Annotated in this window: 14 protein-coding genes and 3 tRNA genes; 13 read left to right on the forward strand and 4 right to left on the reverse strand. The window is 74.5% G+C overall.

What is annotated here, in order from left to right; genetic code table 11:
- Positions 1 to 28: 28 nt before the first annotated feature.
- Complete coding sequence (locus ABD994_RS02085) at positions 29 to 682, forward strand: MerR family transcriptional regulator (protein ID WP_345410694.1); 654 nt, start codon at positions 29 to 31, stop codon at positions 680 to 682.
- A 10-nt stretch (positions 683 to 692) separates the two neighbouring features.
- Positions 693 to 1,586 carry an LLM class F420-dependent oxidoreductase gene (locus ABD994_RS02090; protein WP_345410695.1) on the forward strand — a complete coding sequence of 298 codons (894 nt, stop codon included), beginning with the start codon at positions 693 to 695 and terminating at the stop codon, positions 1,584 to 1,586.
- Between the two features lie 33 nt (positions 1,587 to 1,619).
- Here ABD994_RS02090 and ABD994_RS02095 read toward each other — a convergent pair whose 3' ends face one another.
- Entirely contained in the window at positions 1,620 to 1,994 is a 375-nt protein-coding gene (locus ABD994_RS02095) for a VOC family protein (protein ID WP_345410697.1), read from the reverse strand.
- Positions 1,995 to 2,053: 59 nt separating this feature from the next.
- On the opposite strand from ABD994_RS02095, the gene ABD994_RS02100 reads away from it, so the two are divergent.
- Both ABD994_RS02100 and ABD994_RS02105 read left to right on the forward strand, forming a co-directional pair.
- Positions 2,054 to 3,835 (forward strand): MFS transporter, encoded by a 1,782-nt coding sequence (locus ABD994_RS02100; protein WP_345410698.1) that lies wholly within the window; start codon positions 2,054 to 2,056, stop codon positions 3,833 to 3,835.
- Between the two features lie 70 nt (positions 3,836 to 3,905).
- Positions 3,906 to 4,079: a CsbD family protein gene (locus tag ABD994_RS02105; RefSeq protein ID WP_345410700.1), complete on the forward strand. Its 174-nt coding sequence runs from the start codon at positions 3,906 to 3,908 to the stop codon at positions 4,077 to 4,079.
- Between the two features lie 72 nt (positions 4,080 to 4,151).
- Here ABD994_RS02105 and ABD994_RS02110 read toward each other — a convergent pair whose 3' ends face one another.
- The gene (locus ABD994_RS02110) at positions 4,152 to 5,012 is read right to left on the reverse strand and encodes a hypothetical protein (RefSeq protein WP_345410701.1); all 861 of its coding nucleotides are present in this window, start codon (positions 5,010 to 5,012) and stop codon (positions 4,152 to 4,154) included.
- Between the two features lie 95 nt (positions 5,013 to 5,107).
- Between ABD994_RS02110 and ABD994_RS02115 the strand changes: the two genes are divergently transcribed.
- The 9 genes from ABD994_RS02115 to ABD994_RS02155 all read left to right on the forward strand — a co-directional run bounded on the left by ABD994_RS02115 (position 5,108) and on the right by ABD994_RS02155 (position 11,173).
- Positions 5,108 to 5,902 (forward strand): phosphatase PAP2 family protein, encoded by a 795-nt coding sequence (locus ABD994_RS02115; RefSeq protein WP_345410702.1) that lies wholly within the window; start codon positions 5,108 to 5,110, stop codon positions 5,900 to 5,902.
- 111 nt (positions 5,903 to 6,013) lie between these two features.
- Complete coding sequence (locus ABD994_RS02120; RefSeq protein ID WP_345410703.1) at positions 6,014 to 7,264, forward strand: FAD-dependent monooxygenase; 1,251 nt, start codon at positions 6,014 to 6,016, stop codon at positions 7,262 to 7,264.
- A gap of 47 nt (positions 7,265 to 7,311) precedes the next feature.
- A complete protein-coding gene (locus tag ABD994_RS02125; protein WP_345410705.1) occupies positions 7,312 to 8,181 on the forward strand; it encodes an alpha/beta fold hydrolase in 870 nt (289 codons plus the stop codon).
- An 8-nt stretch (positions 8,182 to 8,189) separates the two neighbouring features.
- On the forward strand, positions 8,190 to 9,434 hold the full coding sequence (locus ABD994_RS02130) for a serine hydrolase domain-containing protein (protein ID WP_345410706.1): 1,245 nt from the start codon (positions 8,190 to 8,192) through the stop codon (positions 9,432 to 9,434).
- Between the two features lie 324 nt (positions 9,435 to 9,758).
- Positions 9,759 to 10,004 (forward strand): hypothetical protein, encoded by a 246-nt coding sequence (locus tag ABD994_RS02135; RefSeq protein WP_345410708.1) that lies wholly within the window; start codon positions 9,759 to 9,761, stop codon positions 10,002 to 10,004.
- Between the two features lie 80 nt (positions 10,005 to 10,084).
- The gene (locus ABD994_RS02140; protein ID WP_345410710.1) at positions 10,085 to 10,825 is read left to right on the forward strand and encodes a TetR family transcriptional regulator; all 741 of its coding nucleotides are present in this window, start codon (positions 10,085 to 10,087) and stop codon (positions 10,823 to 10,825) included.
- A gap of 74 nt (positions 10,826 to 10,899) precedes the next feature.
- Positions 10,900 to 10,972: transfer RNA gene (locus ABD994_RS02145), tRNA-Glu, on the forward strand.
- A gap of 19 nt (positions 10,973 to 10,991) precedes the next feature.
- Positions 10,992 to 11,065, forward strand: a tRNA-Asp gene (locus ABD994_RS02150).
- Positions 11,066 to 11,096: 31 nt separating this feature from the next.
- Positions 11,097 to 11,173 (forward strand) — tRNA-Phe (locus ABD994_RS02155).
- 76 nt (positions 11,174 to 11,249) lie between these two features.
- On the opposite strand, the gene ABD994_RS02160 is transcribed toward ABD994_RS02155, so the two are convergent.
- Complete coding sequence (locus ABD994_RS02160; protein WP_345410712.1) at positions 11,250 to 12,482, reverse strand: tyrosine-type recombinase/integrase; 1,233 nt, start codon at positions 12,480 to 12,482, stop codon at positions 11,250 to 11,252.
- Positions 12,482 to 12,667, reverse strand: a complete 186-nt coding sequence (locus ABD994_RS02165) for a helix-turn-helix domain-containing protein (RefSeq protein ID WP_345410713.1) — start codon at positions 12,665 to 12,667, stop codon at positions 12,482 to 12,484. The genes ABD994_RS02160 and ABD994_RS02165 overlap by 1 nt, the downstream gene beginning before the upstream one ends.
- Between the last annotated feature and the right edge of the window lie 3 nt (positions 12,668 to 12,670).

Below are 12,670 nucleotides of genomic sequence, written 5' to 3' on the forward strand. Positions count from 1 at the left end.
CGTCAGGGTTCGTCCAGAGGGGAGCGGGATGCGGATCGGGGAGCTGAGCCGGGAGACCGGCGTGAGCGTCGCGTCGATCAAGTACTACCTGCGGGAGGGACTGCTGCCGGCCGGCGAGCTGACCAGCCCGAACCAGGCGCGCTACGGCGACGCGCACGTCCGGCGCCTGCGCCTGATCCGCGCGCTCGTCGACGTGGGTGGCCTGTCGATCGCGGGTGCCCGCGACGTGCTGGCCGCCGTCGACGACGAGGGGGTGTCGCTCTACGACGCGCTGGGCCGGGCCCAGGCCGCGGTGATGACGCGGACCGAGCCCGTCGACGACGACGCCACCGAGCGGGCCGGGGAGGCCCTGGCCGAGATGGTCGAGCGGCGGGGCTGGATCACCTCCGAGCGCAACCCGGGCTGGCGGACCGCCGTCGACGTGCTCGCGGCCCTCGAGCGGCTCGGCGGCGAGCGCGTCGCCGGCCTGCTGGACGTCTACGCCGAGGCGATGGAGGCCGTCGCGCCGCACGAGGTCACGGCGGTCGTCGACAGCGGGGACCGCGAGCGGTCGGTCGAGCGCATGGTCACCGGCATCGTGCTCGGCGCCGCACTGATCACGGCGCTGCGCGGGATGGCCGAGCAGTCGGTGTCGGCGCGGCGGTACGGGTCCGGGCCCGCGCCGGGTACCGGATCGGGCTAGCGTCCGCGCCATGGCTGCCCGGATCGAGTTCCCGTCCCGCATCGGTGTCTGGTGGACCAGCGACACCTGGTCGATCGGCGACGCCCAGCAGGCCGCCCGCGACATCGAGGCGATGGGCTACGGCTCGCTGTTCTACGGCGAGGCCTACGGCAAGGAGACGCTGACGCAGGCGGGCGCGTTCCTGGCGGCGACCGACCGCCTCGTCGTCGGCACCGGCATCGCCAACATCCACGCCCGCGATCCGATCGCCGCGGAGAGCGGCGGGCGCACGCTCACCGCGCTGCACCCGGGGCGCTTCGTGCTGGGCCTGGGCGTCAGCCACGCCCCGCTCGTCGAGCGCGGGCGCGGGGGGACCTACCAGAAGCCGCTCGCGACGATGCGCGACTACCTGGCGCGGATGGCCGCGGTGCCCGAGCAGATCGAGCCGGGCGTCGGCCGCCCCGCCCGCCTGATCGCCGCCCTGGGTCCGAAGATGATCGAGCTGGCGGGCGCCGAGACCGACGGCGTGCACCCCTACCTCGTGACGCCGGACCAGACGCGCGCCACGCGGGAGGCCCTCGGGCCCGACAAGTGGGTCGTGTCCGAGCAGGCGGTGGCGGTCGGCGGCGACGAGGACGACGCCATGCGGCGGGCCCACAACCACCTCGAGGTCTACTCGGGCCTGCCCAACTACCGGAACTCCTGGCTGCGCCAGGGCTTCGACGAGTCCGACATGCCGCGCGGCGGCTCCGACCGGCTGAAGAAGGCGCTGGTGGGGATGGGTGACCTCGACACGGTCGCCGCCTCGGTGACCGCCCACCTCGACGCGGGGGCCGACCACGTGCTGGTCCAGGCCCTCGGCGACAACCCGATGGCCGACCCCCGCCCGTCCCTCCGCGAGCTCGCGAAGGCCCTCGGCATGTGAGCAGTTGCGGCCCCTATAGGGGCCGCAAACTGCTCACGTACGGGTGTCGGTGCGGATCGGGTGGCCCGGGGGGATCTCGACGAGGACGATCGCGCGGCCGTCGGGGTCGGCGATCCAGCACTCGTCGAGGCCCCAGAACTCCCGCTGCGGCTCCCGGGTGATCGTGACGCCGCGGGCGCGCAGCTCCTCGACCGCGGACGGCAGCGACCGCACCTGCAGCCACAGGGCGTCGTCACCGATGGCGACCGCGCCGGCCTTCGACAACTCGAGCAGCCCGGTGCCGAGGAAGAACACGACGCCGCCGGGGAACTCGCGCGCCACCGCGAGCCCGAGGGCCTCGGCGTAGAACACGCGCGAGACCTCCCAGTCGCGCGGACGCACGAGGATGCGGCTCGAGAGGATCTCCACGGGTCGTCCCTCCGTCTCGCGTCACGATTGCCGTACGGCCACCAGGGAAACTCATCGGCGTGACGTCCCCCGAACCCGACCCCCGGCGCTGGCGCGCGCTCGCGGTCTGCCTCATCGCGGGCTTCATGACGCTGCTCGACGTCAGCATCGTCAACGTCGCCCTCCCGTCGATGCAGCGGGGCATCGGCGCGACGGCCGCCGAGCTGTCCTGGGTGGTCTCCGGCTACGCGCTGACCTTCGGTCTCGTGCTCGTCGCGTCCGGGCGCCTCGGTGACGACCGCGGCCGCAAGAAGATGTTCCTCATCGCGCTGGCGCTGTTCACGCTGACCAGCGCGGCCGCCGGGCTCTCGCCGGACGCGGGCTGGCTCGTCGTGTTCCGGCTGCTGCAGGGCGCCGCCGGCGGGATGCTGAACCCGCAGGTCATCGGCTTCATCCAGCAGCTGTTCCAGGGCCGCGAGCGCGGCCGGGCGTTCGGTCTGTTCGGTGCCGCCATCGGCATCTCGACCGCCATCGGCCCGCTGCTCGGCGGCCTGCTCCTGCAGTGGGGCGGCGAGACCGACGGATGGCGCTGGGTCTTCTACGTCAACGTGCCGATCGGTGTCGTCGCACTCGTGCTCGGAACGCGGCTGCTGCCCGCGGACGACGTCGCCGCCGGGGAGCGGCGCCCGCTCGACATCGTCGGGGCGGTCCTGCTCGGCGGCGCGGTCGTGTCGCTGATGATCCCGCTCGTGCTCTCCGAGCAGGAGCGCTCGGGCGCGCCCTGGTGGCTCGTCGCCGTCGCCGTGGTGCTGCTCGTCGCCTTCGTGCTCTGGGAGCGCCGCGCCCGGCGCAGCCACGGGCACCCGCTGGTGAACTTCGGGCTGCTGCGCACCCGCAGCTACGCCCTCGGCACCTCGCTGGGCCTGCTCTACTTCGCCGGCTTCACGGCGATCTTCTTCGTCGTCACGCTCTTCCTGCAGAACGGTCGCGGCTACACGCCGCTGGAGGCCGGGCTCGCGCTGACGCCGTTCGCGCTCGGGTCGGCGGTGTCGTCGGCGATCGGGGGCCGGCTGGTGTCGCGGCTGGGCAAGCCGATGGTCGTCGGTGGGCTGCTCGCCGTCGGGATCGGGCTGGTCGCGGTCGACCTGGTGCTGCGCCTCGACCCCGCCCAGGTCGGCTGGGCGATCGCCGGCCCGCTGCTGGTCGCCGGCATCGGCAGCGGGCTCGTCATCGCCCCCAACCAGACCCTGGCGCTCGAGGAGGTGCCGCCCCGCGAGGGCGGGACGGCCGCAGGCGTCCTGCAGACCGGGCAGCGCGTGGGGTCCGCGATCGGCATCTCCGCGGTCGGCGCGGTCTTCTTCGGCCAGCTCACCGCCACCGGCGGCGACTGGGCCCTCGCGATCAGCCGCGGGCTCGTCGGCGCCGTGGCGTTCGTGGCGCTCGCGCTCGTGCTCGGCGTCGTCGACCTGCTGTTGGGACGGCGGCGGGCGAAGCGGGCGGCCGGCACCGAGCCGCCGCCCGCGATCGCCGAGGCGCCCGCCGCGCACGCCCCCGAGCCGGCGGACGGGCACGGCGCGGACCACGACGGCGCGGGCCTGCACGGCCGGGTCACCGACGGCGCGGGCACGGCCGTGTGCGGGGCGACGCTGACCCTCGTCGGCCGCGACGGGCGGGAGGCGGCGATCGCCACGTCGTCCGGCGACGGCAGCTTCCGGCTGCACCCCGGCGACGGCGGCACGTTCCAGCTGGTCGCCCACGCCGGGCGGCACCGCCCGGAGGTCACCTGGGTCGAGGTGCCCGCCGCGGGCGGGGCGGCGCGCGACGTCGTACTCCACGCCGCGGAGCGGTCGCCGGCGGGTTGAGCCGTCCGGAGCAGGGGTATCTGCAGGGCGCGAGGCGCCCAGCAGCGGCGCGCCCGGGAGGAGGTCCCCAATGGCGAGCGAGGACAAGGCCGACAACAAGGCCCAGGAGCTCAAGGGCAAGGTCAAGGAGACGGTCGGCAAGGCCGTCGGCAACGAGAAGCTCGAGGCCGAGGGCAAGAAGGACCAGACCGTCGGCAGCCTCAAGAACGCCGGCGAGAAGGTCAAGGACGCCTTCAAGGACTGACCGCCGCGTGGCGGCGGGGCCGGCCGCGGCACCGCGCCGGCCCTGCCCGCCCGCGTCAGGACCCCGGAGCGGTCAGAGCCGCTTGAGCGGCGGTGGCGCGACGCCGTCGTCCCCGGACAGCGAGGCCTGGGCGGGCGAGCGGGCGAGCACCACGACGCCGCCCATCGCGAGCACCAGCCCCAGCACGAACGCCGGGATCCACCCCGGACGCACCCCGTCGCCGAGGAACAGCAGGCCGAGCAGGCCCGGCGCGAGCGTCTCGGTCACGGCGAGCACCCCCACCACCGGTCCGACCGCCCCCCGCGCCAGCGCCACCGTGTAGAAGCCGAGCCCGAGCGCGGCGTAGCCGAGCAGGCAGTAGACCACCGGGTCGGTGACGACCTGGCGGGCCACGACGTCGAACGGCCCGTCGAGCCGGACCAGCCGCACCGCCACCGCCGTGCCGCCGAACGCCAGGCCGGCGAGGAACGCCATCGGCAGCGCGCGGCGGCTGCGGACCGCGACGACCACCCCCACCACCCCGAGGACCACGAGCACGATGACGAGGGCGACGACGCCCGCCGTGGAGGCGACCACCTCGGAGTCGTCGGTGCTGGCGCTGGCCACCAGCAGCGCGAGACCCACGACGTTGACGGCCGCCGCGGCGACGTCGAGACGGCGCAGCGGGGTGTCGAACACCCAGTGCGAGGCCACCACCGTGATCACCACCTGGGCGGCGACGATCGCCTGCACGGCCACGATCGGCATGAAGCGCAGGGCCAGCACCGTCAGTACCCAGCCGCCGATGTCGAGCGTCAGGCCCAGGAGGTAGACCGGGTGCAGCACCGCGGTCGCCGGGCGGCTCGCCCGCCGGGCGCCCATCGCCTGGAGCAGCGCGGCGCCGGAGTTGGCCCCCGTGGCCGCGAGGGCGAACAGGAGCCCCAGGAGGAGCACGCGGCCAGTCTGCCAAGGATGATCGGTGGCGGCCCGCGCGCACGCAGCGTGTCGGCCCCCGTTCCAGGGGCAGACCCCGAGCACGAGGAGGTCCCGTGGCCCTCGACGCCACCGCCGTCGCCCTGATGGTCCTCGGCGTGCTCATCGCGCTGGCGGCGCTGGCCGACCGCCTCGCCGGGGGCGCCCTCGCCGCCGTGCCCGGGGCATTGCGCGACACGACCGTCGTCGGTGTCCTCGTGCTCGCCGCCGGGGTGGTGTTCGCCCTGGTCGCCGCCGACGAGGCCCTGGCCGCGGCCGACTCCCCGGTGCTGGCCTGGGCCGTCGCGCACCGCACGCCGGGCCTGACCACCACGGCCGAGCTGGTCTCGCTGATCGGCGGCACGGTCGGCACGGGCGGGCTCGCCGTGGTCGCGGCCGTCGTGCTGTTCGCCCGCGGCCACCGCCGCACGGCGGTCATCTGGGTGGCGGGGGTCGCGGCCGGGTCGCTGACGATCCGGCTGGTGAAGCTCGCGGTCGAACGCCCCCGCCCGCCGGTGGGCACCCGCCTGGCGGTCGAGACGTCGGCCTCGCTGCCGTCGGGCCACTCGCTGATGGCGGCCCTGGGGCTCGGGCTCACCGCGGCCGCGGTCGGGGCGCTCGCCGTCGGCTCCCGGCACGAGCGTGCGGTGCGCCTGGTCGCGGTCGTGGTCGCGGTCGTGCTCGCCGGGGTGATCGGGGCCAGCCGCGTCTACCTCGGAGTGCACTGGACCACCGACGTCGTCGCCGGCTGGCTGCTCGGGGCCGCCCTCGCGACGACCTGCGTGACGCTCGCGCGCGTCCTCGACGCCCGCGCCCGGATCGGCGACGCCCCCGACGCCACCCCGGTCGGGGGACCGCCACCCGCCGAGTGACACCCGTCCGGGGTGCTCGCTGCACATACACCTACGGAACGCCGCCCGATTGCTCCGTCTGAGACGACGTGCCTACGCTGGTGTCGTCCGCGCGGGTGAACGAGGTGAGCCGTGGTTGCCGTACCGCTGCTCGTGCTCGGCTCCCGTCTCGCCGGGCTCGCGACGGCCCTGTTCCTGGCCCACCAGGGCTTCCCGGTGCACGTCCTCGAGCGCGACCAGCCCGACGACGGCGACGGCGGACCGGCCGTCCTCACCCCGGCGGCGCTGCGCGAGCTGGCGGTGCTGGGCCTCGCCGAGGCCGTGGCCGCCCGGGCGTGGGAGCCGCGGCGGCTCGCGCACGCCGACGCGGAGAGCGGGGCGCTGCTGCGGGTCGCCGAGCTCGGGCCGGTCGTGCGCGCACGGTTCGGGCGCCCGTACCTCCTGGCCCCGCAGGCCGCGCTGCGCGCCCAGCTCGTGGCTGCCTGCGCCGCCGACGAGATGGTCACCGTGTCCTACGGGCGCAGCGCCGCGGCGATCGAGGACCTGGGCGACGCCGCGCTCGTCACCGACGACGCCGGCGTGAGCTACCGCGCCGAGGCCGTCGTCGGCGCCGACGGGCCCGGCAGCCGCGTCCGTCCGCACCTGGGGGGCGGGCACGCGCTCTCCAGCCCCTTCCTCGTCCACCGCGCGCCGGGCCCGGCGCCGCCGGACGACGTGCTGCGGCTGTGGTCGTCGCCGTCGCTGCACGTCACGCAGTGCGCGGTCCCCGGCGGCGGGGAGGTGTCGGTGACGGTGCGGGTCGACGCCCTCGACGACATGCGCCGCGAGGGCGTCGCGGCCGTCGTCACCCGGCTGCTCGCCAGCACGGCGCCCGAGGTGCGGGCCGCCGCCGGCGACGCCGTCGCCCACGCGTCGCCGCGGGTGCACCGCCACCACGCCCCGCTCGAGCGCGGCGCCCGGCACCGGATGACCGTCGTCGGCGGGGCCGCCCAGCCGATGCTGCCCCACACGGCGCAGGGCCTGGCGGTCGACATCGTCGACGCCGCGGCGCTCGGGCGCGCCTTCGACCACGCCGACGGCCGGATCGTGCCGGCGTTGGAGGAGTTCGCGCACGTCCGCACGACCCCGCGCGCGGTGACGGCGGCGCGCGCCCAGGACTTCGCGTCGCTGTGCCACGCCGAGGGCCTGGTGCGGCGGATGCGCGACCGGCTCTGGCGCACCGGGGCGGTGGACGCGACGGCGGCCGTCGTCGACGGCCCGGGGGCGGGGTCGTGGCCGGGACGCCGCGACGGCGATCGGTACCGGCCCACCGCGCTCGCGCCGCTGCCCGGCGCCACCCCCGAGCCCGGCCCCGGCGGTCCGGGGGGACCGATGGTGGGCTGAGCGCCGCGATGGCCGCACGCCCCGGATCGCGGGCAGGATGCGGCCGCGTGACCTCCCCCGCGTCCCTCACGCCCGACACCGCGCTCGTCAACGGCGTGCGGCTGCACTACCGCGCCGGCGGCACCGGCCCGCCGGTCGTCCTGCTGCACGGCTGGCCGCAGACCGGGCACTGCTGGCGCCACGTCGCGCCGCGCCTGGCCGCCGACCACACCGTCGTCGTCCCCGACCTGCGCGGCTACGGCGCCAGCGACAAGCCGACGAGCGGCTTCGACAAGCGCACGATGGCCGCCGACGTCTCGGCGCTGGTGCGCCACCTCGGCCTCGACCGCGTCGCGGTGGTCGGCCACGACCGCGGCGGGCGCGTCGCCCACCGCTGGGCGCTGGACCGACCCGACGAGGTCACCCGCCTCGCCGTACTCGACATCGCGCCCACCCGCGCCACGTGGGCGCTCATGGACGCCGAGCTCGGCGCGAAGTACTGGCACTGGCTCTTCCACCTCCAGCCCGACCTGCCCGAGCGTCTCGCCGGCGCCGACGTCGAGGGCTACCTGCGCTACTTCCTGGAGAAGTGGACCTACGCCCGCGAGGGCCTCGAGCCCTCCGCGATCGCCGAGTACGTCCGCGCGTTCTCCCAGCCCGGGGCCCTGCGCTCCGGCTTCGACGACTACCGCGCCGCCTCCGTCGACTCCCGACACGACGAGGAGGACGTCGGCGCCGGCCGCCGCGTCACGCAGCCGCTGCTCGCGCTGTGGGGCGCCGAGGGCGTCATGGGCCAGACGCTGCCGCTGCTCGACCTGTGGCGCGAGTACGCCGACGACGTCCGCGGGCGGGCGATCGAGCGCTGCGCCCACTTCGTGCCCGAGGAGCGGCCCGACGAGGTGCTCGACGAGTTGCGGAGGTTCCTCGCGGAGGCATAGTGGCGAAAGTGACGAGCAGCTTGAAGATCGAGGCCGATCCCGAGGAGCTGGGCTTCGACCCGGCGCGACTCGCCCGCATCGACGACCACTTCGCCCGCTACGTCGACGACGGCCGCCTGGCGGGCTACCACGCCGTGGTCGCCCGCGACGGGCGGATCGTGCACTCCGCGAGCGCGGGCCACCGCGACGTGGACGCGGGGCTCCCGGTCACCGACGACACCCGCTGGCGCATCTACTCGATGTCCAAGCCGATCACGTCGGTGGCGGCGATGGTCCTGTGGGAGCGCGGCGCCTTCGAGCTCACCGACCCGATCAGCCGGTGGCTCCCCGAGTTCGCCGAGCCGCAGGTCTACGTCAAGGGGTCGTCGAGCAAGCCGCTGCTCGAGGCCGCCACCGAGCCGATCCGTGTCTGGCACCTGCTCACCCACACCGCCGGCCTGACCTACGGCTTCCACCACGCCCACCCCGTCGACGAGCTCTACCGGGCCGCGGGCTTCGAGTGGTCCGCGCCGGCCGACCTCGACCTCGCCGGCTGCGTCCGGGCCTGGGCGCGGATGCCGCTGGTGTTCCAGCCGGGCACCGAGTGGAACTACAGCCAGGCCACCGACGTCCTCGGGCGGCTCATCGAGGTCGTGTCGGGGCAGACGCTCGACGCGTTCCTCGACGAGAACGTGCTCGGCCCGCTGGGGATGACCGCCACCGGGTTCGCCGTCGACGACCCCGACCGGCTGGCGACGCTCTACCTCGCGAACCCCGCGACGGGCCGCTACCTGTCGGCCGAGGCGGCGGGCATGGGCGCCATGGCCCGCGAGGCGATCGAGCCCACCTGGCTCGGTGGCGGCGGGGGCCTGGTGTCGACCGCGGCCGACTACCACCGCTTCACCCGCATGCTGCTCGGTCGCGGTGAGGTCGACGGCGTCCGCGTGCTCGGCAGCCGGACGGTGGACTACATGGGCCGCAACCACCTGCCGGGTGGGCTCGACCTCGAGCAGGTCGGCCGGCCGCTGTTCGCCGAGATGCCGTTCCACGGCGTGGGGTTCGGGCTCGGCTTCTCGGTGGTGCTCGACCCCGTCGCCTACAAGGTCCCCGTCAGCGCGGGCGAGATGGCGTGGGGCGGCGCGGCCAGCACCGCGTTCTGGGTCGACCCCGTCGAGCGCGTCACTGCGATGTTCTTCACCCAGCTGCTGCCCTCGAGCGCCCACCCGATCCGCAGCCAGCTGCGCGGGCTCGTCTACCAGGCGCTGATCGACTGAGTCGCCGCGTGATCGCTGAGAGCCTCTCAGCCACCGCCCGTACGGCCGCGTGCGCGGTCGGGAGTCGTCGCGCCGCGGTGTGACCGTCCCGGCCCTGCGCGGTCGCTCTGCGTCACCGAACCGGGGCGAAGCGGGCGCTCGGAAATCGCTCGTGCCGTCACTCGGGAAGGGGGCTGCATCCCGACGGGCGGCTGGGTAGCGTCGTCGCGACTCGGACGAGGGACGGCGACGGGCACGCGGAGTGACCGGCGTCGACATCGTCCGGGTGTCCCGCCGTGTCAGGTGTTGCTGTGGGTCGGGACCAGGCGGCCACCGGGAGCCAGCATGAACGCCACGTCAGGACCTCGTCGACGACCGACGGGGCCCCACCCCGAGCGCTCGGCGCCCGAGGAGCCGTCGGTCCCCGCGCAGCGCACGGCGGCGGACGTGTACGGGGTCAGCGATGACCAGGTCCACCGCGCGCGCATCGCGGTCGCCCGCAACTCGCTGGACTCGCACGACTGCCGCGAGCTGCTCGACATGCTCGGGCTGATCGGTGAGGGCGGCGACCCGCCTCCCGTGCGGCGCTGACGCCCGGACCGTCCGACCCTGGACGATCTCTGCGCGTGGGCGCCGACCGTTCCGGCGCCGTGCCGCTACCGTGACGACCGATGGTCGAGCTCGCCGATGACCCGCCACGCGCGTCCCCCGGGGCGCGCGGCGAGGCGCCGCGCCAGGCGCGGGCGGTGGCGACCCGGGGGACGATCCTCGGGGCGGCGGCGGAGGAGTTCGCCGCCGCGTCGTACCACGAGGCCTCGCTGTCGCGGATCCTCGAGCGCAGCGGGGTCACCAAGGGTGCCCTGTACTTCCACTTCGTCTCGAAGGAGAGCATCGCGCTCGCCGTCGTCGACGAGATGGAGGGCATCTGCCGCGCCATGGTGGAGCGCTGCGGGGCGCTCGGGCTCGACCCGCTCCGCACGGCGGCGCAGGTCGCCCGCGCCGTGCAGGACGAGCTCGACGGGCCGGTGCTGCGCGCCGGCCAGCGGCTGTGCTCGGAGGGCTTCTCCGGCCCGCACCGTCCGGGCTGGCCCTACCGCTTCTGGCAGGACGTGTTCGAGGACCTGTTCGCCCGGGCCGCGGCCGACGGCCTGCTGGTGCCGACGGTGGACCCCGCGTCGCTGGCCCGGACCTTCACCGACGTGTCCGGCGGCGCCTTCGTCGCCTCGCTCGCCATCACCGGCCTGGACGACCTGGCCCGCCGCGTCTGCGAGAACTGGGAGCTGGTGCTCGGCTGCGTGGCCGACCCCGCCTGGCTCGACGGCTGGCGCCGCGAGGGCGGCATGACCGCCGTGCTGGGCCCGCACGTCGGCCGCGCGTCGGATGGCTCCAGGGGGTGGGTGCCGGAGCCCTGAGGCCCGTCTCCTATGCTTGCGTCGCTCCCAACGGGTACGCCGTTGGCGGGTAAGGTCCTCAGCCAGAGGGTCGCGCCCCCATCGTTCAGCGGCCTAGGACTCCGCCCTTTCAAGGCGGCAACGCGGGTTCGAATCCCGTTGGGGGTACGCTGGTTTGCACGATCAAGGCCCAGTGGCGCAGTTGGTTAGCGCGTCGCCCTGTCACGGCGAAGGTCGCGGGTTCGAGTCCCGTCTGGGTCGCTCTTCCGGTCGAGGGGTTCCTCGGCCGTCCGGCCAGGTAGCTCAGTTGGTACGAGCGATCGCCTGAAAAGCGATAGGTCGGCGGTTCGACCCCGCCCCTGGCCACCAGCGCCCACCAGCGGAAACGACCGGTGGGCGTTCGTCGTTGTCGGGGCTACTTCAGCAACGACTTCAGCAACCGCCCTCACAGGTCCTCCCACTCAATGGCGTCGAGGGCCTGGCGCATGGCGTCGAGGTTGGTGTGGGCGTAGATCGCCATCGTCACGTCGATGTGCGCATGCCGGGCGATGGCCTGCACCACGTGCGGCGGCGTCCCGAGGTCGAGCAGCAGGCTCACGACGGTGTGGCGCAGATCGTGGAGCCGGACGTCGGGCATCCCGACGCGCTCCCGGAGCTCGGCGAAGTGCCGGTTGAGATTCCGCGGCTCCCTCGGCGTGCCGATGGTCGAGGGGAACACGAGGTCGTGGTCCTCCCAGCGGCTGGCTGACGTCCGTTCGTCGTCCTGATGCCGGCGGTGCTCCTCGAGGACGCGACGGGTCACCTTGGGCAGCGGGATGGTGCTCTCCGAGGCATCCGACTTGGCCGGTCCGATGTACAGCTCGCCGGCGGCACGGGCGACCGTCTGGGCCACCGTCAGCGTGGCGCGCTCGAAGTCGATGTCCTGCCAGCGCAGCCCCAGCAGCTCGCCGTGACGCAGCCCGAGCGTGGCGGCGGTGACGTAGAGCGCGTACCAGCGCGTCCCCTTGGCCGCCTCGAGCAGCGTCTTGGCCTGCCTGACCGTGAGGCCCTTGCCGACCTTGTACTTCGGTGTCGGGACCTTCACGAGCTTGGCGACGTTGCGCATCACCAGCTCCTCGCGCTCGGCGTTGCCCAGCGCGTTCCGCAGCACGGCGTGGACGTACTGGACCTGCCGCGGCGTCGGTCGGCGCTCGCAGCACGGCAGACCGGGGCGGCAGCACGCCGGCTGCTTCGGCTTCCGGCGCGCGTGACGGCCGTTGGTGCAGCACAGGCACTTGCCTCGGACCGTGTTGATGAACTGCCGGACGTCGGCGCCCATGAGCCGGTCGAGGCGCTTCTTGCCGAGGATCGGGACGATGTGCAGCCGGACCACCGACTCGTAGCCGTGGTACGTCGTGAGCCGGCGCTCGACCTTGACGATCGAGAGCCAGTGCTCCATGTACTCGGCGACCGTCATCGAGCGGTCCGGCACCGGGATGCCCTGCTCGTTGTTCGACTGCAGCCGCAGCAGCTTGTCCTTCACGTCGTCGAACGACTTGGCGGAGACGTACTTGCGCTCGATGCGGCCGGACGCCGTGTAGACGTACGCGGAGCCAAGCCACAGGCCGTCGCTCGCGCGCTGGTAGATGCTCCCCTCGCCGTTGACCTTCTTGCCCCGCTTGCGCTCCCTGCCGGGCATCAGGCGACGGCCTCCGCCTCGAGCAGCGCGGCGACGTACTCCTCGAGCGACGTGCGTGGGATGCGCCGGGAGCCACCGATCTTGACCGAGCGGAGGTCACGGTTGCGGAGCAGGTCGTAGACCTTGCAGCGGCTGATCTTGAGAATCTCGGCGGCTTCCTCGGCGGTGTAGAGCAGCGCGTCCATCGA

It is taken from the genome of Actinomycetospora chlora, from assembly GCF_039542135.1.
In the GTDB taxonomy this organism is placed as follows: domain Bacteria; phylum Actinomycetota; class Actinomycetes; order Mycobacteriales; family Pseudonocardiaceae; genus Actinomycetospora; species Actinomycetospora chlora.

Coding starts and splice junctions, on each gene's coding strand:
- ABD994_RS02085 (WP_345410694.1), top strand. CDS start 29: ATGCGGATCGGGGAGCTGAGCCGGGAGACCGGCGTGAGCGTCGCGTCG.
- ABD994_RS02105 (WP_345410700.1), top strand. CDS start 3,906: ATGGCGAGCGAGGACAAGGCCGACAACAAGGCCCAGGAGCTCAAGGGC.
- ABD994_RS02090 (WP_345410695.1), top strand. CDS start 693: ATGGCTGCCCGGATCGAGTTCCCGTCCCGCATCGGTGTCTGGTGGACC.
- ABD994_RS02160 (WP_345410712.1), bottom strand. CDS start 12,482: ATGCCCGGCAGGGAGCGCAAGCGGGGCAAGAAGGTCAACGGCGAGGGG.
- ABD994_RS02165 (WP_345410713.1), bottom strand. CDS start 12,667: ATGGACGCGCTGCTCTACACCGCCGAGGAAGCCGCCGAGATTCTCAAG.
- ABD994_RS02135 (WP_345410708.1), top strand. CDS start 9,759: ATGAACGCCACGTCAGGACCTCGTCGACGACCGACGGGGCCCCACCCC.
- ABD994_RS02140 (WP_345410710.1), top strand. CDS start 10,085: ATGGTCGAGCTCGCCGATGACCCGCCACGCGCGTCCCCCGGGGCGCGC.